The following is a 24,979-nucleotide window of genomic DNA, read 5'->3' on the forward strand; positions in this document are numbered from 1 at the left end:
CTGCTAAGAAAGCCATCATTAGGTAAGAGTCACCATGACATAGTGTCGCAAAAACGCCCACATAAACCTGTCACACTAGACACTATGAGCGAAAACCAGCACACTACCCCCGCGTCGGAAAATGGCCCCGCATCGGCTGCCTCACAGGCACCCGCCCTGCCCGCACACCCCACCGACGCCCAGCGACCCCTGCTCACCGACGAACAGCTCGCACACCTACCCGCAAACCACCCCCTGCGCGCAGGCACCACCGCCGACTCGCCCATGCTCCGCGCCCTCACCGGCCGCCCCTCCAGCCACCGACCCGTCTGGTTCATGCGCCAGGCAGGCCGCTCCCTGCCCGAATACCGCCAGGTACGCGAAGGCATCCCTATGCTGGACGCATGCCTCACCCCCGACCTCGCCGCAGAAATTACCGTGCAGCCCGTCCGACGCCACAAGGTCGACGCCGGTATCTTCTTCTCCGACATCGTCATCCCCATGAAGCTCGCGGGCGTCAACGTCGACATCGTGCCCGGTAAGGGCCCCGTACTCGACCAGCCCGTACGCACCCTCGACGAGGTGCGCGCCCTGCCCGAACTCAAAGACAGCGACCTCGACCCCATCCGCGAAGCCGTCGCCGCCACCGTAGAAATGCTCGGCGACACCCCGCTCATCGGCTTCGCCGGAGCTCCCTTCACCGTTGCCGCCTACATGGTCGAAGGCGGCCCCTCCCGCGACCACCTGCGCCCGCGCACCATGATGCACGCCGACCCCGACGCCTGGCATGAACTCGCCGCCTGGGCAGCCCGCACCGCAGGCCAGTTCCTGCGCGCACAGATCGAGGCGGGCGCATCCGCAGTGCAGCTCTTCGACTCCTGGGCAGGATCCCTCAGCGAAAGCGACTACCGCCGCTACGTGCAGGCGCACTCCGCAACCGCCCTCGATATGGTGCGCGAATACGGTGTGCCGCGCATCCACTTCGGCACCGGCACCACCGCGCTGCTGCCCGCCATGCACGAAGCCGGCGCAGACGTCATCGGCGTGGACTACCGACTGCCGCTGTCCGCAGCGAACACCCTGCTCAACGGCGCTGTACCCCTGCAGGGCAATATCGACCCGGCACTGCTCGCCGCAGGCAGCGAAAACCTCTACGCACACGTAGACGAGGTCCTCGCAGAAGGTAACGCCGCCCCCTCGCACGTGGTTAACCTCGGTCACGGCGTACCCCCGACCACCGACCCGCAGGTGCTCACCGACCTCGTGGCATATATCCACGAACGCACCGCGCAGGCATAGGATAAATAACGATAAATAGACGGCGCAGATGCCGGATACCCTCCGGCATCTGCACCGAACATCTGCACCCCGAACCAACCACCACACCCGTTACCGCAATGGGCAACTCCACTGCAGGCAGACCAAAGGAGAACCACCATGGGCCACACCAACCAGGCACCGCACCGCACCGCACAGGTCAGTTCCTCCGCCGCGCCCCAGAACGCACGAGCTTTCACCCGCAACGAGAAGGCACCCACCGCCATCGTCATCGGCGGCGGCCCCTCCGGCCTGATCTCCGCACGCCGCCTCGCCGCAGCCGGTATGCGCGTCACCCTGCTAGAACAGCGCCACCACCTCGGCGGTGCCGTTGGTGCCCACGAAGTTGGCGGCCTTCTGCTGGACTCCGGCGCAGAATCCTTCGCAACCCGCAGCCCCATTGTCAGCGACCTCGTCAAGGAACTCGGCCTGGGCGACCAGATCGTCAGCCCCAACTCCTACGGCTCCTGGCTGTACCTGCCGCAGGGCGCCCGTCGCACCCCCAGCACCGGCATCATGGGCATCCCCGGCAATGTGAACGATAAGTCGCTGATCCCCGTCATCGGTAAGAACGGTCTGCGCCGCGCCCAGGTGGACAAGTTCCTGCCCGTCTCCGCAGGCGAAAACGCGAAGACCCTCGGTGAGCTCGTGCGCATCCGCATGGGTCAGAAAGTGCTCGACAGCCTCGTCGCACCCGTCGCCTCCGGCGTGTACTCCACCCACCCCGACAAGCTCGACGTCGATGCGACCATCCCCGGTCTGCGCGAAGCCTTCCGCAAGCACCGCTCCCTCTCCGCCGCAGCGCACGCTTTCCGTTCGGCAGCCCCCGCAGGCTCACAGGTCGCCGGTATCGTGGGCGGCATGAACCAGCTGTCCGAACGTCTCGTCGAAGACCTGTACGCCTCCGGTGTTCGCATCGTCACCGGATTCGACGTCATCGCCGTTGACCGCGACGAATCCACCGGCCAGTGGTTCATCATCCAGCGCCACACCACCGACGGCGAAAACACCCCCCTCTACGCCGACTACCTGGTGCTCGCCACCGACGGCCCGACCGTGGCACGACTCATCGGCCCGCACGTCTCCACCGCACTACCCGCCCTGGAACCCGGCCCCGAAGTCGCTCTCGTCACCCTCGTCGTTGATGCCCCCGCCCTGGACAAGCACCCCCGCGGCACCGGCCTGCTCGTCTCCGAAGAAGCCACCGCCGTACGCGCCAAGGCACTCACTCACGCCACCGCCAAATGGCAGTGGGTCGCCGAGGCCGCAGGCCCCGGACGCCACGTTGTGCGCCTCTCCTACGGCCGCGGCGGCGAAGACGCCCGCTTCTCAGAAGTGGCACTCGCCGATGAACAGCTCATCACCCTCGCCCTGCGCGACGCCACCCGCATGATGGATGTAGCCCTCACCCGCAGCAACCTCGTCGACGCGGACGTCGTACGCTGGCGCGGCGTACTGCCCGCCTCCACCCCCGGCCACCGCGACCGAGTTAAGGAATTCCGCGAACGCGCCAGCGAACTCGGAACCCTCAGCACCGTCGGCTCCTGGGCGGCAGGCTCCGGCCTGGTCGTAACCGTCAAAGACACCTACGAGCAGATGGACCGCCTCATCTACCACGCAGCACAGGACTGGGAAGGCGTCACCTCCCCGAAAGCCGCAACTGCCAAGTAGACGGCGCGGCGGCAGAAGCTTAGCCAATAACTCAGCTCAGCCAGCAACTAGACCAAAAAAATTGAGAAAACGCGCAGCTACGGAAGCCGCGCCTCCAGCACAGCGAACCCTCGCTGAAGAAAGGAACACACAATGTCTCACGATCACGCAGCACACGGCCACGGCGGCGCACACGGCGCAGGTCAGGGCGGCTACACCCACGCAGGCCACGGCTACGGCGGCGCACCCAAGGGCTACGCTGTCCAGCACTCCGCAGCTGACGAGAACCGCCGCGGCCGCGAAGAAGGCGAAACCCTGCACTACGCCCTCTACACCGTGTTCGCACGCTCCGGCGCACGCCCCGCAGAGTCCAACACCGACGAGGCACGCGCAGAGTTCGAGAAGGTCGCAGAACAGCTCGCAGCAGACGGAGTGACCCTGCGCGGCATCTACGACGTCTCCGCAATGCGCGACAACGCAGACGTCATGATCTGGACCCACGGCGCAACCCCCGAAAAGCTGCAGGCAGCAGTCCGCAAGATCCGCCGCACCGCACTCTTCGCAGGCACCACTATCGTCTGGTCCACCATGGGCGTACACCGCGAAGCAGAATTCACCCGCAACCACGCACCCGCCTACGCACGCGGCAAGGCACCCGAAGCATGGGTCTGCGTCTACCCCTTCGTACGCTCCTACGACTGGTACTACATGAATCCCGAACGCCGCGCAGAAATGCTCAAGAACCACGGCATGAAGGCAATCGACTTCCCGCAGATTCTGGCAAACACCGTCGCAACCTTCGGCATGAACGACTACGAGTGGGTCCTCGCCCTCGAAGCGCCCCAGCTCGTTGACCTCGTCGACATGATGCGCCACTTCCGCAACACCGAAGCACGCCTGCACGTACGTGAGGAAACGCCCTTCTACACCGGCCGCCGCATTGGCGCAGATGAAGTAGCAGAGGTTCTGGCGTGAGCCATCAGCCGAACAACGGCGTAACCCTCAACGGCACGCTCCTGCCGGACGATGTGGTACCCAACCGCACCGACCCGGCGAACACCGCCGTGCTCAACGAGCAGACCCTCGGCGACTACCGAAGCGAACGCAGCATCACCCGTGAACGTGCCGAAGAGGCACGCCCCTACGACCTGGTGATCCTGTCCTCCTTCGGTGGCCCCGAGGGGCAGGAGGACGTCATCCCGTTCCTGCGCAACGTGACCGCTGGCCGCGGTATCCCGGATGAGCGCCTCGAAGAGGTCGCCACCCACTACCGCGCCAACGGCGGCGTCTCGCCCATTAACGAGCAGAACCGTGCCCTGCTCGCCGCGCTGCAGCAGGCGCTCGCGGAACGCGGCCCGCGCATCCCGATCACCTGGGCGAACCGCAACTGGAAGCCCTACGTGAAGGACGTGCTCGCCGAAGCCTACGAGAACGGGCACCGTAATGTGCTCGTGCTGGCGACCAGCGCCTACCCCGGCTACTCGAGCTGCCGCCAGTACCGTGAGGACTACGGCATGGCGATTGAGCAGCTCGGCCTGGAAGGTCGCGTGCACGTGGGCAAGATCCGTCAGTTCTTTGACGTGCCCGGCTTTTCCCGCGCTTTTGCTGACGGGCTGAAGGACGGCCTCGCCACGGTGCGTGAGCAGCTCGCCGCACGCGATAGCGGTTCGCTGAACCCGCGCCTGCGCATCATGTTCTGCACCCACTCGGTGCCGACCTCCGCGGCGAATGAGGCAGGTCCGCGCGGCGTGAACTACGAGGGCGGCTCCGCCTACGTGGAGAAGCACCTGCAGGTCGCTCGCGCCGTGCTTTCGCTGGTTCGCGATGAAGCCCCGCAGCTTCTGCAGAACGTCGAATGGGAGCTGGTGTACCAGTCCCGTTCCGGCCCGCCGTCCATGCCGTGGCTGGAACCGGACGTCAACGACGCCCTGGAGGCGCTATCCACCCCCGCCAATCCGGCGGAGGACGGCGAAGCCCCCGTGGAAGGCGTCGTGCTGGTGCCCCTCGGCTTCGTCTCCGACCATATGGAAGTCAAGTGGGATCTGGACACCGAGGCGCTGGACACCTGCGAACGCCTGGGCGTGGTTGCCGTGCGCACCCCCACCCCCGGCACGCATCCGGCGTACGTGGAGTCGCTGCGCCGCCTCATTGAGGAGCGCGTGGAGAACGGCGTTTCAGCCGACCTGCGCCCCGAACGTGAGAGCGTCCTCGCCCCGAGCGCGAGCGGTCAGTACGGCTGGTTCGACGAGTGCGAACCCGCCTGCTGCAAGCCCGGCCGTGGCGCGCCGAAGCCGGTCATCGCCGAGTACGCAGCCGGTGCTGATACCGCCGAGTCTGAGGAAGCTCCCGCCAGCCGCTCCGGTGGATGCGGCTCCGGCGGATGTTGCTCCCACTAACACCATCTGTAGCTCCGGCTCGCCCCAACACCCCCTGACCGGGGTGTGCGGGCGGGTCGGAGCCGCACTGCCTACAAGCCCACACACAGCTGTGGCGCACAGAGTTGCAGGCACAGCTCAACGCACAGACACACGCACCTACGGGCTATCACACACATCACCGAAAAGGAGAGATATGAGCCATCACGAGTACATCTTGGGCACCCGCGGGTCTGCTCTCGCCCTGACCCAAAGCCGTATTGCCGCTGAAACCGTCACCTCCCTCTACACCGAACACCAGGCACACCACGGCGCCGCAGATGCCGAGGTCGTTGACTTCACCCTGCGCACCGTCAAAACCGAAGGCGACGTGCTCACCGGGCCCCTGGCAACCCTCGGCGGCACCGGCGTATTCGCGGCGGCACTGCGCCAGCGTCTGCTCGACGGTGAGAACGCCTCCGAAGAAAACCGCGTGGACATGGCAGTACACTCCCTCAAGGACCTGCCCTCCGCACCCTGCCCCGGCCTGGTGGTCGCTGCAACCCTCAAGCGTGAAGACCCCCGCGACGCCCTCGTGGCACGTGACGGTCTGACCGTAGACACCCTGCCCGAAGGCTCCCGCGTGGGCACCGGCTCACCCCGCCGCGCCGCCCAGCTGCGTGCACTGCGCCCCGACCTTGAAATCGTGGACATTCGCGGTAACGTGGGCACCCGCATCGGCCGCGTGAAGGGCCTGGAAGAGCACGCCGGCAAGCAGGTCGTACTCCGCCAGAACACCGAAACTTCCGAGCGCGTCGACCACGGTGTAGGCACCGAACGCAGCGGCGACTGCGATGCCGTGGTGCTCGCCGTCTCCGGTCTTAAGCGCCTGGGCAAGGAAGAACTCATCACCGAGTACCTTGACCCCACCCGCATGCTGCCCGCCCCCGGCCAGGGTGCGCTCGCCCTGGAAGTGCGCGAAAGCGAATTCGAGAACCCGGACCCCGCCGTGCTCGCCGACCCCGAGGTGGCGCGCCCGGTGCGTGCCCTCGGCCGTGCCCTGCTCACTGCAAACCACCACGAAACCCGCCTCGCGGTCAGCGCCGAACGTGCCCTGCTGCGCCGCCTCGAAGCCGGATGCGCCGCACCCATCGGCGCGTACGCGCACGTGGTTGAAGGCGACCTGGTGCTTAACGTTGTGGTGGCGTCCCCGGACGGCACTGACATGCTGCGCCACACCTCGGCAACCGCCGAGCTGGATGTGCCCGGCGCCAAACGCCTGGGCGTGCGCGTGGCAGAAGACCTGCTGCAGATGGGTGCCGCCGCCCTGGCCGGTTTGGACCTGAAGTAGGCGCCATGTCTGCCTCGTGTTCTGAATCCCGGCAGGCTGAATCCCCGCAGGCCGAATCCCTGCAGGCTGATGTCCCGCGCACGGTTCTGCTGACCCGCTCCGCCGCCCAGGGAGCCCCCTTCGCACGAGCCCTCGCCGAAGAAAGCGCACAGAACGGGTTAGGGGAGCCCCGGGTACTCTTCGCCCCGCTACAGCAGGCACGCACCGTCAAACCGGGCGCAGAGCACGCCGCCGCGCTCGAGGCGCTCGCCTCCGGTCACTATGCGTGGGTGAGCTTCACAAGCGCCAACACGGTTCGCGCCTGCGCCGAGCTGTGGGGCGACGAGTTTGCCCGCGCCTGCGCGAGTGGGGGAGTGCGCATCGCCTGCGTGGGTGCGGCAACCGCCCGCGCCGTGCACACCCAGCTGGGGCTGGGCACGGATTTTCAGCCGCAGGTGCAGAGCGCCGCCGGTATGCTCGCGGAGTTTGAAAAGCCTGCAACCGAGCCCGCCGCCGTGCTGGTTCTGGAAGGCTCCAACGCCCGCCCGACCCTGCGCGAAGGCCTCAAAAACCTGGGCTGGGACAGCCACCGCTGCGTGCTCTACGACATGGTGCCCGCCGAGCAGGTAGCACCCGGCGAGCTGAGCCTCAGCACCGCCCGCGCGCTCGTACAGGGGAATGCCGCAGATGCCCCCGCCCCGGAAACCCCAGCGCTGGATGTGCTGGTGGTGACCGCCCCCTCCCGCCTGCACGCCCTGCTGGACAGCACCCCCGCGCTATCGCCTGAATCTGTACCGCCCGAATCGGTGCCGCCGGTGGTTGCGATTGGGGCGAGTACCGCCTCCGTATGCCGCGCCTTGAACCTGCGCTACGTGCAGGCCGATTCGCCGTTACCGCAGGATTTGGCGCGTGCTGCTGCATCCCTCATCTACTAAGACCACATATTTTTATCGAGTTTTCAGGAGAGATCATGAACCTCACCCGCCGCCCGCGCCGCCTGCGCACCACCGCAGCCATGCGCTCCCTCGTCGCTGAGACCACCCTGCGCCCCGCGCAGCTGATTCAGGTGTTCTTTGTTCGCGACGGCATCGACGAGCCGCAGCCGATTCGTTCGATGCCCGGTCAGTACCAGCACACCCTGGAGAGCATCATCCCCGCCGTGCGCGAGGCCTACGAGGCGGGCATCCGCTGCATTGACCTGTTCGGCATTCCTCGCGATGAGGATAAGGACGAGATTGGTTCGACTGCGTGGGATCCGCAGGGCATCCTGAACCGTGCGATTGCGGTGTGCCGTGAGGAGTTCGGCGATGACCTGGTGGTTATGGCTGATACCTGCCTGGATGAGTTTACGAGCCACGGTCACTGCGGCGTGCTGGTCGATGACGGCCACGGCACCCTCGTGGTGGATAATGACGAGACTGTGGAGCTGTACTGCAAGATGGCGGTTGCGCAGGCGCGTGCGGGTGCGCACACGGTGTCCCCCTCGGGCATGATGGACGGCCAGATTGCGGCGATGCGCGCCGCCCTGGACGAGGCAGGCTTTGAGGATGTGTCGATTCTGGCGTATTCGGCGAAGTACGCTTCTGCGTTCTTCGGCCCGTTCCGTGACGCGGTGGAGTCCAGCTTCACGGGTGACCGTAAGACCTATCAGCAGGACCCGGCGAACCGCCGCGAGTCACTTCTGGAGGTGCGCGCTGACCTAGAGGAAGGCGCGGATATGGTGATGGTGAAGCCTGCCGGTAGTTACCTGGATATTGTGCGTGAGGTGGCGGAGTTTTCGCCGGTGCCGGTGGCGGCGTATCAGGTATCGGGTGAGTACGCGATGATTGAGGCGGCTGCGGCGAACGGCTGGATTGACCGTAAGGCTGTGGTGCTGGAGTCGCTGCGTTCGATTCACCGTGCCGGTGCGGACGTTATCCTGACCTATTACGGTACGGAGGCGGCAGGCTGGCTCCGCGAGCTGGACGCCTAACCCCTCCCTTCTTTGGATGCCGAGAAGCCACATGTGTTTCGAAAAGCCACGTCTTTGGTGGCTTCTCGAAACACATGTGGCTTCTCGTGGTATATAGGCTGCAGGTTTACTTGTACTGCGCCTTCTGGAAGGATGCGCGGCGTGCCGCCTCCTCCGCATGCTTACCGGCAGGCTTGTACCCCATGGTTGTGCAGATGACGCGGCCGTCCACGAAGTACTTCGCCAACATTTCACGGTCCGCCGGCGAATCCAGCTGCGCCCAGCGTCCCTGCTCAATATTGAACGCAATCTGCGCCACCAAACAATCAATCTGGTGATCATTCAGTAAATAGTCGTGCTTGCGGCCGCCGGGGAGCAGAATCTCCAGCGTCCACTGGCTCGCGTCCTTCGGGTTCAGCTTGATAGCGTCCGGGTTCTTCGGGTAGACACGGAATGCGCGAACCTCAGAGTAGGGGCGGGACTTCGCCGGAAGGAGCAGACGCCCAGCCTGGAACGAATCCGGGTTGTACAGCACATAATCGCGGCTACGCATCAGCAATATGATGATTAGCAGAACGCCCGCCGCCAGCAAGAACCAGGATGCGTGACCGATATAGATCGCTTCCCAATCCTCGTCGATGCTCCAGCCCGCCAGCGAAACCAGGAAGACCGAGGCGAGCAGGAACGCAATACCACCGAGGATCCAGTAGGCGGTGCGGTCATCACGAATCGGCTCCACGCCCGGCACGGTGCCGCGCACACGGAACGGTGCGCTCAGCTTACCCAGCGTCGCCGAGTAGATGCGCGGCATGCCCAGCACACGGTCGTCCTTGCTGTAACCGCGAACTGCACGCCACTGACGGCGGCCAATACGCGCACCCAGGTACACCATAAGGAACGGCAGAATCAGCGCCGGCAGTACAACGCCGTCGTACACGATATCCCAGTACAGGGTGAAGATAGAGACCGCCACAATCCAGCCCCACAGGTACATGACCGTGTGGAACCAGCCGCTAAACACGCCGGCGCCCTCAATAGAATCCAACTTCTTCTTCGCCTTCTTCGTGGCGCTACCCTTACGGGAGGAGCTCAGCGGCGCACCCATCGCGGTGCGTTCCGCGGTGGCGCGGCGCGCCTCATCAACGGGCGAGCCGGACACCTCAAGGTACAGGTCGGCTGCCTTCTCCTTCTTGATGGGCACCGGGTAGGCGATATCCACCAGCAGGCACAAGCCCAGGTACACCATGAAGGCGATCAGCCACACGTCGCGTAGCTGCTCCATGGGCAGTCCCAGAGCGCTCAGATCCATGAGCGGCTCACCTCCTTACTTCTCTCAAACCCTTATGCGGATGCGGCAGCGGCGGCAGCGGCCGGGAGAGCCGAGATGATACGGTCCATCGCCTCATCGTCGTGGGAGGCAGAAACGAACCATGCCTCGAATGCGCTCGGCGGCAGGTACACGCCGGATTCGAGCATGGAGTGGAAGAACGCGTTGTAGCGGCTGGTTGCCGAGGCCTTGATGTCGGCGTAGTTGTGCACGCCCTCCTGAGAGGTGCCAAACGCGACCGAAAAGAGGTTACCGGCGCTCTGGATGGAGTGGTCTACACCGGCGGCGTTGAACGCCTCGGTCAGAGCCTGCTGCAGCTGGGCGCTACGCGAATTCAGGTGCGCGTAGACGGCAGCATCAGCCAGGGTCAGGGTCGTAATACCCGCCGCAACCGACAGCGGGTTACCCGAAAGGGTACCAGCCTGGTAGACGGGACCGACCGGCGCCAGGTACTCCATGACCTCACGCTTACCGGCCAGCGCCGCGATGGGCATACCGCCACCAATGACCTTGCCGAACGTGAAAATATCGGGAACCCAGCCGCCATCCTCGGGAGCCGCGTAACCCCAATAACCAGCCGAAGACACACGGAAACCGGTCAGCACCTCATCAAAAATGACGAGCGCACCGTTCGCGTGAGCAATCTCGTGCAGGCCACGGTTGAAACCGGGCTTGGGGGTCACCACACCCATGTTGCAGGGCGCCGCCTCAGTAATAATTGCGGCAATCTGACCCTCATGGTTTGCGAACGCCTCACGCACAGCGTCCAGGTCGTTATAGGGCAGAACGATGGTCTCCGAGGCGGTTGCGGCAGTCACGCCAGCAGAACCCGGCAGTGCCAGGGTAGCCACACCCGAACCAGCCTCAGAGAGCAGCGCATCCACGTGACCGTGGTAGCAGCCCGCGAACTTAATAATCTTGTCGCGACCGGTCACACCGCGCGCCAGGCGAATCGCAGTCATGGTCGCTTCAGTACCGGTGGACACCATACGCACCTGATCAATCGCGCCGGGAATTGCCGCGTTAATACGGTTGACCACCAGCTCAGCCAGCTCAGCCTCCGGCGCGCTCGCCGCACCAAAGGACAGGCCGCGCTCAGCCGCCTGCTGAACCGCCTCAACCACCTGCGGATGCGCGTGACCCAGAATCGACGGGCCCCACGAGCAGACCAGGTCAACGTACTCGTTGCCGTCCGCATCGTATAGGTACGCGCCCTTAGCCTTCGCCGCAAATGCAGGAGTGCCGCCCACAGAATTGAAGGCGCGCACCGGGGAATTCACACCACCGGGAATCACCGCGCGAGAACGCTCAAACAGCTTCTCGCTGGCTTCGTGGTGCAGCGGATGGGTAGAGGAAGGAGTCATCGTATCGGTGCCTTTCAACAGGGACGGCGAACTAAAGAATTACAAGGGACGACGCACGGCAGGCGACAGAGTCCGCACGTTACTAACGTCCCGTACCTAACCATCATAGGCGCTACAGATGAACCGCAGGTGACAAGCACCTGAACGTACCGAAAGGTGACGATAAAACACAACAAACAAGTTAGGGAACAGAGAGGACGCGCAACGCGCTAACGCATATGCCGGTCAGTATCCAGACGGTTCAGCACCTGAGTGTCCTGATCGAACAGCCAGTTCTTATCAAAGAGCAGACGCACAAACGCCAGGCCCATACCTAACGCCATGAAAATCAGCATGGACTGCACAAAACCGGTCGTCGCCGAATACATATCACCGCTAGCAAAATGCGACATCGAACGGTAGAACAGCACACCCGGAACCATCGTCACCACCGCCGGAACAGACAGGGAAATACGCGTGTACTTACGGTGATGCAGCGGCGCCACAATCTCAGCCAAAATACCCACACCAAACACGGCAATCGTCGCCGCCATATGCGCGGGCATACCAGCCTCAACCATGTGAATACGGGCGGGATTCGCCACCGCAGCAATCACGCCACCCCACAGACACGCCACCGGGGAGGCTGCAAAAAGCATCGCGAAACCAGCCGCCGCAACACCCGAAGAAAGCACCTGCAGAAGCAAATACAGGGTCGGATCCAGGTTAAGAGGCGCCGGGGCAGCCAGCGGCAAATGGAACATCGAGCCCAAAAGCCACACCGCAAACGACGCACTAATCAGCAGCAAACCCACATAGGTCAGGCGTGAAATACCCGCCAAAAAGTCCATGCGAGAAATGTCGAGCATACCCGTCACCATGGGGAAGCCCGGCACCAAGAACAGCACCGACGAAATAAAACCAATCATATGGTTCGGGCTAATCCAACTCGCCGCGACCAGCACATTAACAATCGCAATGTACAGGCCCGCCGCCAGGAAGCCACACGCCATCCACGTCGCCATGTGGCTCACACCGCGCTTGAGCAGAGTCGAACGCAAATACTGGCCGGCACCCGCCGCCAAGAATACAACCGAGCACTCCACCAGGCCGCCACGGTTCAGGAACGCGAACCCGGCACACGCCACAGCCGACGCCAGCGCCAACATCCAGCGGGTGTACAGAGGCTTCGCCGAATCGATAAGGTCAAGCTCAGCATTCGCCTCCGCAGGGGTGATCTTTTCAGGAAGCTCAGAAATGAACTTACCCAGCTGATCCAGCTTATGAGCGTTAATGCCCATCGTGCGCTGCTCAGCCACCTCAGTACGGAAATTACCGTCAGTGTACGAAGAAGTCGAAATTTCGGTGAAGGTCACCTGCGCGTGATGCTCCTTCAACCCCACAGCCTTCGCCAAACGCGCCATCGACGCCTTAATACGGTATGCGCTCGCACCCGACTTCATCAGGATGCGGCCCAGGCGGAGCACCACCTGCGACTGCGCCACCAGGTGCTCATGAGCCAGACGGGTAGACCCCAGATAAATACTGCGCGTATTAGTGTCAGGGTACGGCTCGGTAGTGCGGGGCTGATCATCCATGAGAGGCCTTCCGGGTCGTGCTATTCACGTGCTATTCGTGTAGGTATGGTTCCATATCTAGCATAGGGGAGAAGCCCAAACGGGGATAGTGTCAGCCCGTCAGTAAAGGAGAGGTGTTTGGGGATGCTGCCTAGGTTTTTAGCGGCGCAGGTTTAGAGGCGCAGTTTTATCGGCGCACAGGCCAGCGGCCGTCAATAACCTCAGATTCCTTACCCGGCTGCGTACGCAACCACGCCTGGAAGCTCGCCGCCTGCTCCGCCGCCCACTGAATCTGCTGCTCGTGCAGCTGGCGTGCATCCACGTTGAGAACCTCGGGGAACTGCTCGGTCAGCTTCACCAGCAGACGCTCCGCCGCCAGGGCATCATCAGCGGAGGTGTGCGCATTCTCCAGGGAGACACCGTACTCGGCGGCAAGAACCTCAAGGGTGCGCTTGCCGCGCTTACGCGGAATCACGTGCTTATGCAGAACGTACGGGTCGAGCACCACACCCGGCGGCAGCTCACCGTTGGCAATATTGTGGCGCAGCATCTCGTGGTGCAGCACCGAAAAATCGTAGGCGGCATTGAACGCAATAATCGGCACACCATCAATATTGAGCGCACCAATCGCGCCGGCAAGCTCCCACACGACCTCGCGGGCGGGACGGCCGTGCTCACGCGCGTACTCAGTCGTAATACCGTGCACGGCGGCGGCACCGGCGGGGATCTCAACACCGGGGTCAGCCAGCCACTCGCCACGGCGCACCACATTACCCTGAGGGTCCAGCAGGATCAGGGAAGCAGTCACGATGCGGGCGGTGGTGACGTCCACACCGGTGGTTTCAAGGTCAAAAGTGGCGCGCAGGCCGTTCATCCAGGTCATGCTATAAGACTAACCCAGCGGCGGTGTAGGCGCGCGCCCGGTGGTCACGCGGCTGTGGATACCCCCCCGGCAGAGCAGCATTAAGCCCTGGGAGCGGCATATTAAGTCACCGAGGCGGCACATAAGTAGCTGACGAGCCCACAAGACCACCGACAAAGTACAACCGCGCTACAGCCGATAGACTGAAACCATGACAACCCAACTTCTCACCGGCATCCCCGGAAGCGGTAAAACCTACAACCTCACCGAACGTGCCCTGCGCTACCTCGCCGACGGCAACGACCCCGCCCGCCTGCTCATCCTCGCACCCACCCGCACCGCCGCAACCCGCATGCGAGACACCATCGCCGCATCCAGCGACCGCAGCCTCTCCGTAGCGCCCACCCGCGCCTGGGCCGCATACGCCTTCGACCTGCTCAAACGAGCCCAAACCCGCGGGCTACTCAGCGGCGTAGAAGGCAACCTCAAACTTCTCTCCGGTCCCGAACAAGACGTCATCATCGGCGAACTACTCGCCAACCACGCCGAAGGCATCGCCCCCGGACCCGCCTGGCCCGACGTACTCCGCGACGCCCTCGCAACCCGCGGCTTCCGCCACGAAATCCGCGACTTCTTCGACCGCATGGCAGAATACGACCTCACCGCCGAAGACGTACACGCCCTCGCCACCGAACACAACCAGCCCGCCTGGCACGCCCTCGCCCAACTGCACACCGAATACCGTGCCGTGCGAGCCCTCCGCGCCAAAAACGCCTACGACCCGGCAGTACTCATCAACGACGCCTGCCGGCTGCTGCTGCGCACCCCCGAATTCCTCGCCGAAGAACGCCGCCGCTACGACCTAATCCTCATCGACGACGTGCAGGAACTCAGCCCCTCCATCTACCGGCTGCTGCGCCTCATCGCAGCAGAAGTCGCCCCCGCAGACGCCGCGCACCTGACCGAAACCCACCCCGACCTCTTCGCTGAAGGTCCCCAGGTTGTCATAACCTACAGCGATGAAGCCGTGGTCCAGGGCTTCCGAGGCGCCCGCCCCGACCTCGTCACCACCCTGCAGGCAAGCTTCCCCAGCATGCGCACCCGCACGCTCACCACCTCGTACCGCCTGCCCGCACTCATGATGCCGCTCGTGGCGGACATTCGCCGCCGCCTGCCGCGCTACACTCGGTTCGTGCCGCTCACCGCTGAACAGGAGGGGGCGAAGAATGGTGCGCAGGGAGGTGTAAAGAACGGCGCGCCCGCAACCTTCGGACGTATCAACACCACCCCCGCCGACGAAGCCCTCACCTGGGGCGCCGCCGACGAACCGCTGCTGCACCTGGGCGCCGACGGCAAAATCCTCGACCCCGCACACTACCGCACCGCACCCGCCGGCGTGTATAAGTATGCGCTCTCCAGCTCTCAGGATGAGGCGAACCTCATCGCCCAAATGCTGCTCGAAGAACGCATCTACGGCAACCACCCCTACCGCGAGTCCGCCATCATCGTGCGTAGCAGCGCGGACGTGGCACGTATCCGCCGCGTGCTCTCCTCGAACGGTATTCCCTCGCGTACCTCCGCGGCGCTCGTGCCGGTGCGCGACGAACCCGCCGTACGCCCCTTCCTGGACGCGCTCAGCCTGCTCGTCTACGCCCGCAAGCGCGGCGAGAAGGCACTCAACCCCGCCGTGCACATGCCCGCCGCAGAAGGTGCAGAAGGTGCGGAGGCGGCGGAGCGTGGCGGCTACGAAACCCTCAGCGCCACCGAAGCTGAAGAGCTCATGCGCCGAAGCCTCGACGACGTCATCGCCGAAGAAAGCCGCGCCAACCCCCTCGGCGGCGCGCAGAGCGCCATCACCCTGCTCACCTCCCGGCTCGGTGGCGCATCCAGCATGGACGTGCGACGACTCCGCCAGCAGTTGCGATCCATCGAACTGCAAAGCGGCGGCCACCGCCCCAGCGACGACCTGCTCCTCGGCGCCCTGCTACACCCCGAAACCCTCCCCGAAGAGGGCGTAGGACGCGCCGTGCACCGCATCGCAGCCGTGCTCTCCGCCGGACGTAAAGCACTCGCCCGCCCCGAATCCACCAGCACCGAAGTGCTCTGGGCACTCTGGGAAGCCAGCGGCCTCGAAAAGTCCTGGGTCGCCCAGTCGCGCGGCGCAGGCCCCGACGCCGACGCAGCCCACCGAAACCTCGACGCCATGATCGGTCTCTTCGAAGCCGCCGACCGATTCGACGAGCAGATGCGCGGCGCCGGTGCCGAGCAGTTCCTCGACTTCATCGACGCGCAGAACCTGCCCATGGACACCCTCGCCGCCCGCGGCGTACGCCAAGACGCGGTCGAGATTCTCACCCCCGCACTCGCCGCAGGTCAGTCCTGGCGCACCGTATATGTATGCGGTCTGCAGGAAGGAACCTGGCCCAACACCACCGTGCGCGGCTCCCTGCTGAGCACCGGCGACCTTACGGACCTGTGCGATGCGCGCCTCCGCCAGCGTGCCCAGCAGGCAGAACAACAGGCGGGGGAGAGCGAGCAGCCGGTGCCGCCCGCCCGCATCCGTAGCTATCCCGAACGCGTGCGCGACACCCGCCACGACGAGCTGCGCATGTTCGCAGTCGCCGCCACCCGAGCCAGCACCCGCCTTGTGCTCACCGCCGTACGCAACGACGATCAGGCACCCGGCGAGTTCTTCGACTTCGTGCTACCCACCGACGCGGTCGGCGACTCCACGGACGTGCCCATCACCCGTGTGCGCCGCCCCGCTACCCTGCGTTCCCTCGTGGCGGAGCTTCGCCGCACCCTCGTTGAGGAATCGATGAACGCGATGCGCGCCGAAGACGCCCAGCAGAAGGACACACAGCAGAACGGCGCACCGATGCACAGCGCACCGGAGGAAGAGGCGCTCACCCCGGAGGCTTCCGCGTACCGACTCGATGCCGCCTCCCGCACTCTGGCGCGCCTGGCGAATGCGCAGGCGCCCGGTGCCGCACCCGACGAGTGGTGGGGCCTGCTGCCGCTTTCTAGCACGGAGCTGCTCTTTGCGCACCGCCTGACAGACCACGCTGAGCTGGACGAAAACCACGGTGAAGACGGCGAAGAACAGGCTGAAAACCCTGCAGAAAGTCCCGGCCGCCGCACGATTACGCTTTCGCCCTCGCGTCTGGAAACCATTCACAGCTCCCCGCTGGACTGGCTGGTTTCCGCCGCCCGTGCGGAAGCCCAAACCGACCTGTCCCGCTCGCTCGGCACGCTCGTTCACTCCATCGCCGAAGAGTACCCGACCGGCACCCTCGAAGAGCTCCAAACCGCCCTCGACGAGCGCATTAGCTCTCTCGGCGTGCCCGCCCGCAAGGAGGACGAAACCGACGAAGAGTACCGCGAGCGCGTGCCCTGGGAATCCTACGCCCTCTACGAGCGCGCCAAGCGCATGATTCTGCGCCTGAGCTACTACTACCGTCAGCACATGGGCGACGCCGGCTGGCAGAACCTCGGTGTTGAAGGCTCCTTCGCGGTACGTGTGCCCGTGCCCTTCGACCCCGCCGGTGAGGTCGGCGAGCTGGATGCGCTGCTCACCGGTCGTGTGGACCGCCTCGAGGGTACCGCCCCGGCGGAGGACGGCACCCGCCGCTACGCCATTGTTGACCTGAAAACAGGTAAGTCTAAGCCGACCGGCTCGGAGATGGAGACGCATCCGCAGCTTGCCGCCTACCAGATCGCAGTGGAGGCTGGCGCGGGTGAGCAGCTGGAGGAGCGTTACCGCGCCGAAGCTGCCGCCCTGGAGACGGGTGAACCGCTACCGGATGCCCGCCCCCAGGAACTGGAATACACCGGCTACACGGGTCATTCCGCAGGCGCGGCGCTCGTGCAGTTGGGCGCCTCGGGTGTGAATGACGAGAGCAAGACTCGTCTGCAGGTTCAACCCGCTCTGACGGAGCATGATTCGTGGGCGGCTGAGTTGGTGCAGCACGCCGCGGAGCTGATTGCTGGCTCGCAGGTGCAGGCTCGTCACCGTGAGGGCGGCTATGGGTGCCGCCTGCCGGAGATCTGCCCGATTTGTACGCGCGGCCGCCAGGTGACTCAGCCCTAGTAGCCGCGTACCCTACGTTTACTTTTGATATCACTCACCCCGAACCTCCCATGAGAATGATCCATGAGGAAGAGGAATCATGACTGACTCTGGCGCATATGGCGCTACTAACCCGGGCGCTACTACCCCCGGCGCTCACCCCGGTTCTGGCACCGGCATGCTCACCCCCGCCCAGTGGTGCGAGCACAATAGCTGGCAGCTGCCCAACGGCGTGCTCTTCTCGGCAGAAGCCGTCGCGAACAACCCCGCGCTGAAGCCTGCCGACTACCGCAGCGCCCTCGACATTGCCGAGATGCTCAACGGCGCCGACGGTAAGAAGCCGACCCCCGAGCAGGTCCGCATGATTGAGGCGGGCCCCGCCCCGACCCTCGTCATCGCCGGTGCCGGTTCGGGTAAGACTGCGACCATGGTTGACCGCGTGATTTGGCTGGTCGATAACGGTTTTGTGCGCCCTGAAGAGGTGCTCGGCGTGACCTTCACCCGCAAGGCGGCAACCGAGCTGCGCAGCCGTATGCGTGCCGGTCTGAACACGCTGCGCCGTAGCCGCCGCGTCGCCCCGACCGATGAGGAGCTGCGTGAGGGCGTTGCTGACCCGACCGTGCTCACCTACCACTCCTACGCGAATAACCTCGTCAAGGAGTACGGTCTGCGCCTGGGTGTGGAGCAGGACGCGCAGATGCTTGGCGATGCGCAGAAGTGGCAGCTTGCCGCGCAGATTGTGCAGTACTGGGAGGGGGAGCTTCCCCTCGATAAGGACGGCGTGCCGGTGTCTGCGGCGACCATGATTAACCAGATGCTGCAGCTCTCTGACGAGTGCGCGGAGCACCTGGTGGAGCCGCAACAGGTCATTGACTTCTGCACTGAGCAGTTGGCGGCGTATGCGGCGGTGCCCGAGCCTCGCCGTGAGACGAAGACTGAGAAGGACATTCAGAAGGTTCAGCGTCTGTTGCGTAACCGCCGAGTGTACGCGCGCATGGCGATGAGCTACGCCCGCGTGAAAGCGCGCATGCAGGTGCTGGATTTTGGTGACCTGATGCGTTTTGCCGCCCGCATTGCGGAGGCTGACCCGGCGATCCGTGAGGGTGAGCGTGCCCGTTTCAAGGTGGTTCTGCTGGACGAGTTCCAGGACACTTCGCACGCGCAGATGAGCTTGTTCTCCTCGATTTACGGTGCTGATGAGGCGGCGGGTATTCCGGCGCATCCGGTGATGGCTGTGGGTGACCCGAAGCAGTCGATTTACGGTTTCCGTGGTGCTTCGGACGGTCAGATGTTCAGCTTCTACCGTCATTTCCCGACCGAGCATGTGCGGCCGCTGTTCCTGTCCATTGCGTGGCGTAACGACATTTCGGTGCTGAACGCGGCGAACCACGTGGCGGAGAAGCTGAAGGAGGTTTCCGAGTGGGTGCGTGCCGCCGACGGCGATATTACCGCCGCTCAGGTTCCTGACCTGCGCCCGCGCTGCGCCCTGGTGGGGGAGCCTGGTTCGCCCGCTTTTGAGCAGGCTGCCGCGGGCATGGTGGGGCGCGTTGATTTGACGTACCACGACTCTGACCGCGAGGAGGCTGTGGCTATTGCCGAACGTATTGCGGCGATGCGTGCGCAGGCGGTGCGCGAGTACGAGCGCGCCTATGCGGCGCATCGTTCCGGTGATGGTTCGGTGCGTCCGCGCCTGAAGATGCCTGAGATTGCGGTGTTGGCGCGTGTGCACGGTCAGCTGGACCCGATTCGTGTGGAGTGCGAGCGCCTGGGCATTCCGGTGCAGCAGGTGGGTTTGGGCGGTTTGCTCTCCCAGCCGGAGGTTGTGGATTTGGTGTCGGCGTTGCGTGTGCTGGCTGATCCGAACCGTTCGGATGCTCTGGCGCGCCTGCTGACGGGTGCGCGTTGGCGCCTGGGTGCGGCGGATATGTTGGCGCTGGGTGATTGGGCTCAGTCGTTGGTGCGTGAGCGTGAGCGTGCCCTGCGTGAGCAGATGGCGTTGCGTATGCTCGCCGAGGCTGAAGACGCCGACGACGCAGCTGCCATCAACCTGCAGGCGGAGCACCTACGTGCCGCTCAAGAACGTCTGGACGAAACCCTCAAGGGCGCGGTGGAGGATTCCTCCGGTTACGCCTCCCTGATTGAGGCGGTGGAGAACCTGCCGCAGGACGGCGCGGACGGCGAACCTCTCTACGGTGAGCAGTATCGCGGCCGCCGTTTCTCCCCGGCGGCGCTGGAGCGTCTGCGTGCTTTTGCTGAGCAGATGCGCGTGCTGCGTGCCGGTTTGAGCGAGGATTTGGGTACGCTTCTGTACGAGATTGAGCGGACCATGCTGCTGGATATTGAGCTGGCGGTCCGCCCGGGTACCGACCCGCTGGGTTCGCGCGCGAACCTGGACGCTTTCCACGAGGTTGCCGCCGCCTATGGCATGTCGGCGCCGCGTATTAACGCGATGATTTACGCCGGCTCTGACGGCGTGAGCGCGGAGGAGAGCGACCCGGGTGCACGCCGCTTCCTGCTGTCTTCGGGCGGCGTGAGCTACGTGATGGGCTTCCTCGCGTGGCTTGAGCGTGCCGATGATGAGGAGAAGGGCCTGGCGCTGGGCACTGTGGAACCTGACCCGAATGCGGTGCAACTGATGACCATGCACGCGGCGAAAGGCCTGGAATGGGATCATGTGCTTCTGCCGGGTCTGTGCGGTAGTGCGACCGGCGGGCAGACCCCGAACCTGTGGCAGATGTCGGCTAGTACGGCTCTGCCCTGGCCGCTGCGTGGCGACCGCGAGTACCTTCCCTCGATTCTTGAGACCCCGGAGGAGATTACCGCCTTCGAGAAGGCGAAGGAGCTTGAAGACTACCTAGGCGAGCATAAGGATGATGCCGCCGAGCATGCCGGCATGGAGGACCGCCGCCTCATGTACGTGGCGATGACCCGTGCCCGTAACCTGCTAGCGATGAGCGCCTACCGCTGGAAGAGCGCCGCTATGCTCCCCCTGCCTGTGCAGCCCTTCTGGGAGGAGCTTATGGAGATGCTTTTCAAGTCGCTCTTTGACATGGGCACCCCCACGGTAGATGCGCCCTCTGCGCGCTTCGAAGAGACAATGGATACCCCCTGGGCGGCGCCGCAGTTGGTGGGCATGGGCCTGTCGTACACGATGCCGAACCCCGCCGATAAGCGCAAGAAGGTGCACCTGAACCATGTGCGCCGCTGGGCTGAGCAGCTGGCTGAGTCGAAGTACCGCCTGGCTGAGCCGGTGACCCTGGTACACGGCACGGTCGTGGATCCCTCGAACCTGCCGCCCGCCCCCGATGAGGCGGCGCTACTGGAGGACCTGGAACTCTACCCCGTAGACGCTGACGAGCTCACCCCCGAGCAGGCGGAGGCGCGCGCGAACGCCCGGGCGACCTACGCCGAGCAGGTGCAACGCTACGCCTGGGCGCTGGTTGAGGTCATGGCTCCCGCCCTCGCGCAGGATTGGCAGCAGGCGGCTCCTTCTGTACGAGCACGCACCGTGGCGGAGAACTGTACCCGCCTGAACCTGCCGGTTCCCGAATGGATTATCGAAGCCACCGAGCGGGAGAAATGGCGTGAGGCGCAACCGCCTCAGCCCGGTTTCTCACCCACGGTGGCGGCGGCGCTACCGATTGAGGTGCGTGGTCAATTCGCCCAGAAGAACTACGAAGACAGGAACCCGAACCTGGGTGCGGTGCTGACCGCCATGTGGCCTTTTGACCCGCTGGAACGCCCCGTGATTTGGCGTTGGGCTTCTGACGATGCCCTCAACCGGGGTACGGAGGCGGTGCTTCGCCGCGGCCAGCATGAGCATCTAGAGCGTGAGATTGCGATTAACTCCTCGAGCCGTCGCGAGGCGGTGGAGCGTGCCGCCCTGGCGGTGGAGCTTGCCGTCGGCGCGGGTGACGAGGGCGCCGAGTCTGAGGGTACCCCGTATGGGGGTACCGAGTTTGGGGCGGCGGGGGAGAGCACAAGCTATACTGCACCCGCCGTATCCACGGCGCACGGCGAGTCCGCCATTCCTGAATCCCTGCGCCAGCAGGCGGTGGACTGGGAACGCGAAGCTGACCTGCTACTGCTCATGATGGGTCAGACCGACCCGGTGCTGAGCGATCAGCTGCCGGGGCACCTGTCCGCATCCACGTTCATTCGCCTGCGCGAGGACCCGCAGGGCACGGTGCATCAGCTGATGCGCCCGGTGCCGCAGCGTCCCTCGCGTGCGGCAACGATTGGTACGGCGGTGCACGCGCTGATTGAGGAGCACTTCGGTGTTGCGCCGAGCGCCGACCCGCTGGAGGCGCCCGATGCGGAGGACACGGTGGGGGCTGACCTGCCTGGTTCCGCTGCCTCCACCTCCGCCGCGCCCGCTGATCCCTCTGAGTCTGCAGACCTGCAGGAACAGGACGAGTTCACCTTCGAGGACGCCTTCGAGGAATCCGAGAGCGAACTGGAGGCCTCCGTTCAGCGTCTCTGGGAGCGCTTCGCCACCAGCGAGTGGGGCAGCGATGAGTGGAAGGACCGCATCTGGGCGGTCGAATACCCGGTCGAAACCCACATCGAGGGTGTAAGCCTGCGCGGCCGTATCGACGCGGTGTTCCGCACCGAGGACGAGGACGGCGAACGCTGGGTCCTGGTGGATTGGAAGAGCGGTTCCCGCCCGAAGATGGCGACCATGCAGTCTCGACGCTTCCAGCTGGGCCTGTACCGCATCGCGTTCTCCCGCATTATGGGCGTGGATCCGGAGCGTATCAGCACCGTGTTCGTGTATCTGGGCGGCAAGGGCGTTGCGGAGGTGTGGGATCACCAGATCCGCGGCGGCCTGCCCACGGAGGCGCAGCTGGCGAAGGTGATTCGTGAGGCGCGCAAGGGCTAGGCAGCAAGGCTAAGCGGCGGAAGCATGCGCTCGCGTATTAGCGCCCGCCGTAACCGAATATGGAAAAGCAGCTCACGGAGGCATTGCGCCTCGTGAGCTGCTTTTCTGTGTGGACTTCTGCGGTTAATGGCAGAGAACGCCTCTTCACTCCACTGCATTAGGGTGATGAGGCGTCCTCAGCCGCTGAAGAACTATAGAGGTACTTCGTGCCCTCGCACGCTCCGGAAAGAATTGCGCCGAACGACTGCCGCTCTCGCGACCTCACTCGCATCGCTGGCGCCCCGTGGGGTTTGCGTGCGTCTTTACTCTCAAACACAACCTCGAAAGTAACTCTATAGATTTCTGCCATCGGTGATTGGTTGCGCGGTGCATGAATCCGGCTCGGGTCTGACATGACCGGTCAGGGTCCCGTCCAATCTGTCTCCCCAATTTATCGCTGCCACGATATCAGTGCTGGTCAGTGCGCTATGGGGAGTGTGTCCGCTGGTTTTCTCGCGGCACAGCAAAAGTATTCCAGGAGTTTTTGAAAAAATCTACGGGGTAAGTTTTTACCCTAAAATGCACTATTTTGAGCATAGTTCAAGGTAGAGTTGAGGCTCTGTGGGTTCTTGAAATCAAAAGTTGGTTTATGTGGGTTTATGACGTATTTGGGTTCGGGAAATATTGTGAATAACACCTTTATCACACCTTCAAGTCTCAGCCTTAATTTGAGTCATTCATGCACAAAAATGCAAAACTGGTGCTCAAAAGGTGAGGGGAAACACTTAAAGAAATTTCGGCAAAAAGCCCACTAAAGCCCCTCCACTAGCCCTTATAGGCATAGTTCCGCCGGTTTGGCAGACAGTCAGTGACAGACAGTCAGGAGAGCTAGTTTCACCGGGCGCGAGGCAGTGGATATACAGCCCAGTAGATATACAGCCCAGTAGATACAGTTCAGCCCCGCAGTGCGGTACTGCGGGGCTGAACTGAAAAACCTATGCGGCAGGTGACACCTGGCTGGCAACAACCTGGCGGCTACTTACCTTATGAGCTACTCGGCGGGGCCGACCAATATCTATTCGGCGGGGCCGACCAGCGGACCGACCTCCTCCTGTCCGAGCAGTTCGCCGGAGGCGCGCAGGTCGTCCTGAATGTCCAGGAGCATGGACACGGCGTGGGTTGCGCCGTCGCGGTCGCCAACCTCCATGGTGTGGGTGAGCCACTGGGCGATCGCGAACTCTGCGTAGAAGTTCGCGCGCTGCGCCAGGTAGGCGTCGGGCAGCTGAGGCATCTGCTGGCGGTACACCTCGATTGCCTCGTCGGTGAATTCGATGTCCTGGCAGGAGTACAGCCAGGCGAAGTCCTGCGCGGGGTCGCCCACGTGCACATCGGACCAGCCGGTGACCTCCACGATGCGAGCTGTCGAGGGCGTGACGTGCAGTACGAGGTTCTCGGCGCCCATGTCACCGTGGACTACGCGCGGGCGGAACTGCCACATGGGGCCAGGGGAGAGCACGGTACGCCAGTGCGCGAGCAGGTCGGCGGGCACCTTGCCGGTTGCGGCGGCACGCTCGAGCTCAGCGTTCTTGCGCAGACGAATCTGCTCCGAAGAGTAGGAGGGCAGATCAGCTTCGTAAATAATGTCTTCGGGCATCACGTGCAGGGTCGCAATGTCCTTGGCGATGATGGACGCCAGGGAGGGGCGGTTCGCCGCAACTTCGCGGCGGCTCAGCTCGGCGAGCTGGTCCACGTCGTAGATGGTGCCGGGGATGTGCGTGTACACGAACACGTTGCCACCCGCGTAGGGTACGGTGCCGGCGACGGTGGGTACAGCGAAGGGCAGTCGAGCGCGCAGACCGGGGCTGAACGACTGCAGGATGAGGTGTTCAGCTTCCAGGCGCATGCTGGCGTCGGGGCGGCGCGGGGCGCGCACTCGCCAGCGGCGACCGGTGGAGTCGGCGATGATTGCCGAGTCGAAGTCGTCGCTGTCTTCGCGGACCGGTTCGGCGCCGACGGGGTAAATCCCGGGCACTCCGGCGGAGACAATGGCTGCTAGCTGAAGGGGAGATAAAGTCACGGGTTAAGGTTACCAAACCAATGTGTGCCGTTTAGTAGTTTTTGGGATCTTTATGCCAAGTGGTGAAGATACTTGTGGATAAGCCTAAACGTGCTCGCCTGCGCTGCCCGTTGAGCTTCTACTTGCCCACTCCAAAAGAGGCGGGTTCCTCACGCCCTGAACGAAAGCAACAGCCAAGAAGCCGCGGCAGGTCTGGAGAACACAGTCTGGGAGAATACAATGGAAGACCGGCTATCACCGCCTCGCGCACCCGCATACACACATGCCCGCATGCCCGCGCGA

General features: G+C 64.1%; 14 protein-coding genes. 9 read left to right on the plus strand and 5 right to left on the minus strand.

Features of this window, described 5'->3' with window-relative positions:
- Positions 1-84 precede the first annotated feature (84 nt).
- The 7 genes from hemE (at position 85) to hemB (ending at position 8,602) form a co-directional block, all read left to right on the plus strand.
- The gene (gene hemE / locus HMPREF2779_RS05695; protein ID WP_105361033.1) at positions 85-1,278 is read left to right on the plus strand and encodes a uroporphyrinogen decarboxylase; all 1,194 of its coding nucleotides are present in this window, start codon (positions 85-87) and stop codon (positions 1,276-1,278) included.
- A 138-nt stretch (positions 1,279-1,416) separates the two neighbouring features.
- A complete protein-coding gene (gene hemG / locus HMPREF2779_RS05700; RefSeq protein WP_105361034.1) occupies positions 1,417-2,967 on the plus strand; it encodes a protoporphyrinogen oxidase in 1,551 nt (516 codons plus the stop codon).
- 132 nt (positions 2,968-3,099) lie between these two features.
- Positions 3,100-3,921, plus strand: coding sequence for a hydrogen peroxide-dependent heme synthase (gene hemQ / locus HMPREF2779_RS05705; protein ID WP_005505272.1), 822 nt, complete (start codon positions 3,100-3,102; stop codon positions 3,919-3,921).
- Complete coding sequence (locus tag HMPREF2779_RS05710) at positions 3,918-5,342, plus strand: ferrochelatase (RefSeq protein WP_105361035.1); 1,425 nt, start codon at positions 3,918-3,920, stop codon at positions 5,340-5,342. Before hemQ ends, HMPREF2779_RS05710 begins: the two co-directional genes overlap by 4 nt.
- 175 nt (positions 5,343-5,517) lie before the next feature.
- Complete coding sequence (locus HMPREF2779_RS05715) at positions 5,518-6,651, plus strand: hydroxymethylbilane synthase (protein WP_105361036.1); 1,134 nt, start codon at positions 5,518-5,520, stop codon at positions 6,649-6,651.
- Between the two features lie 5 nt (positions 6,652-6,656).
- Positions 6,657-7,565, plus strand: coding sequence for a uroporphyrinogen-III synthase (locus HMPREF2779_RS05720; RefSeq protein ID WP_105361037.1), 909 nt, complete (start codon positions 6,657-6,659; stop codon positions 7,563-7,565).
- 35 nt (positions 7,566-7,600) lie between these two features.
- Positions 7,601-8,602, plus strand: a complete 1,002-nt coding sequence (hemB, locus tag HMPREF2779_RS05725; protein WP_105361038.1) for a porphobilinogen synthase — start codon at positions 7,601-7,603, stop codon at positions 8,600-8,602.
- 106 nt (positions 8,603-8,708) lie between these two features.
- On the opposite strand, the gene HMPREF2779_RS05730 is transcribed toward hemB, so the two are convergent.
- From HMPREF2779_RS05730 to HMPREF2779_RS05745, 4 genes are all read right to left on the minus strand, one after another.
- Complete coding sequence (locus HMPREF2779_RS05730) at positions 8,709-9,890, minus strand: sugar dehydrogenase (protein WP_105361039.1); 1,182 nt, start codon at positions 9,888-9,890, stop codon at positions 8,709-8,711.
- A 32-nt stretch (positions 9,891-9,922) separates the two neighbouring features.
- A complete protein-coding gene (gene hemL, locus HMPREF2779_RS05735; RefSeq protein ID WP_105361040.1) occupies positions 9,923-11,272 on the minus strand; it encodes a glutamate-1-semialdehyde 2,1-aminomutase in 1,350 nt (449 codons plus the stop codon).
- 209 nt (positions 11,273-11,481) lie between these two features.
- Complete coding sequence (locus HMPREF2779_RS05740; RefSeq protein ID WP_070685364.1) at positions 11,482-12,849, minus strand: threonine/serine exporter family protein; 1,368 nt, start codon at positions 12,847-12,849, stop codon at positions 11,482-11,484.
- 166 nt (positions 12,850-13,015) lie between these two features.
- A complete protein-coding gene (locus HMPREF2779_RS05745) occupies positions 13,016-13,711 on the minus strand; it encodes a 3'-5' exonuclease (protein ID WP_049353292.1) in 696 nt (231 codons plus the stop codon).
- A gap of 190 nt (positions 13,712-13,901) precedes the next feature.
- On the opposite strand from HMPREF2779_RS05745, the gene HMPREF2779_RS05750 reads away from it, so the two are divergent.
- A complete protein-coding gene (locus tag HMPREF2779_RS05750; protein WP_105361041.1) occupies positions 13,902-17,780 on the plus strand; it encodes a UrvD/REP family ATP-dependent DNA helicase in 3,879 nt (1,292 codons plus the stop codon).
- Positions 17,781-17,859: 79 nt separating this feature from the next.
- Positions 17,860-22,641 (plus strand): ATP-dependent DNA helicase, encoded by a 4,782-nt coding sequence (locus HMPREF2779_RS05755; protein ID WP_105361042.1) that lies wholly within the window; start codon positions 17,860-17,862, stop codon positions 22,639-22,641.
- Between the two features lie 1,054 nt (positions 22,642-23,695).
- Here HMPREF2779_RS05755 and HMPREF2779_RS05760 read toward each other — a convergent pair.
- Positions 23,696-24,697, minus strand: coding sequence for a phosphotransferase (locus HMPREF2779_RS05760; RefSeq protein ID WP_105361043.1), 1,002 nt, complete (start codon positions 24,695-24,697; stop codon positions 23,696-23,698).
- Between the last annotated feature and the right edge of the window lie 282 nt (positions 24,698-24,979).

The organism is Rothia sp. HMSC069C03 (assembly GCF_001811075.1).
Taxonomy (GTDB): domain Bacteria; phylum Actinomycetota; class Actinomycetes; order Actinomycetales; family Micrococcaceae; genus Rothia; species Rothia mucilaginosa.

Excerpts from the sequence above, each read along its gene's own strand:
- HMPREF2779_RS05750 (WP_105361041.1), top strand. The coding sequence starts at position 13,902 with ATGACAACCCAACTTCTCACCGGCATCCCCGGAAGCGGTAAAACCTAC.
- HMPREF2779_RS05740 (WP_070685364.1), bottom strand. The coding sequence starts at position 12,849 with ATGGATGATCAGCCCCGCACTACCGAGCCGTACCCTGACACTAATACG.
- HMPREF2779_RS05755 (WP_105361042.1), top strand. The coding sequence starts at position 17,860 with ATGACTGACTCTGGCGCATATGGCGCTACTAACCCGGGCGCTACTACC.
- hemQ (WP_005505272.1), top strand. The coding sequence starts at position 3,100 with ATGTCTCACGATCACGCAGCACACGGCCACGGCGGCGCACACGGCGCA.
- HMPREF2779_RS05715 (WP_105361036.1), top strand. The coding sequence starts at position 5,518 with ATGAGCCATCACGAGTACATCTTGGGCACCCGCGGGTCTGCTCTCGCC.
- HMPREF2779_RS05745 (WP_049353292.1), bottom strand. The coding sequence starts at position 13,711 with ATGACCTGGATGAACGGCCTGCGCGCCACTTTTGACCTTGAAACCACC.
- hemE (WP_105361033.1), top strand. The coding sequence starts at position 85 with ATGAGCGAAAACCAGCACACTACCCCCGCGTCGGAAAATGGCCCCGCA.
- HMPREF2779_RS05730 (WP_105361039.1), bottom strand. The coding sequence starts at position 9,890 with ATGGATCTGAGCGCTCTGGGACTGCCCATGGAGCAGCTACGCGACGTG.
- hemG (WP_105361034.1), top strand. The coding sequence starts at position 1,417 with ATGGGCCACACCAACCAGGCACCGCACCGCACCGCACAGGTCAGTTCC.
- hemB (WP_105361038.1), top strand. The coding sequence starts at position 7,601 with ATGAACCTCACCCGCCGCCCGCGCCGCCTGCGCACCACCGCAGCCATG.
- hemL (WP_105361040.1), bottom strand. The coding sequence starts at position 11,272 with ATGACTCCTTCCTCTACCCATCCGCTGCACCACGAAGCCAGCGAGAAG.
- HMPREF2779_RS05720 (WP_105361037.1), top strand. The coding sequence starts at position 6,657 with ATGTCTGCCTCGTGTTCTGAATCCCGGCAGGCTGAATCCCCGCAGGCC.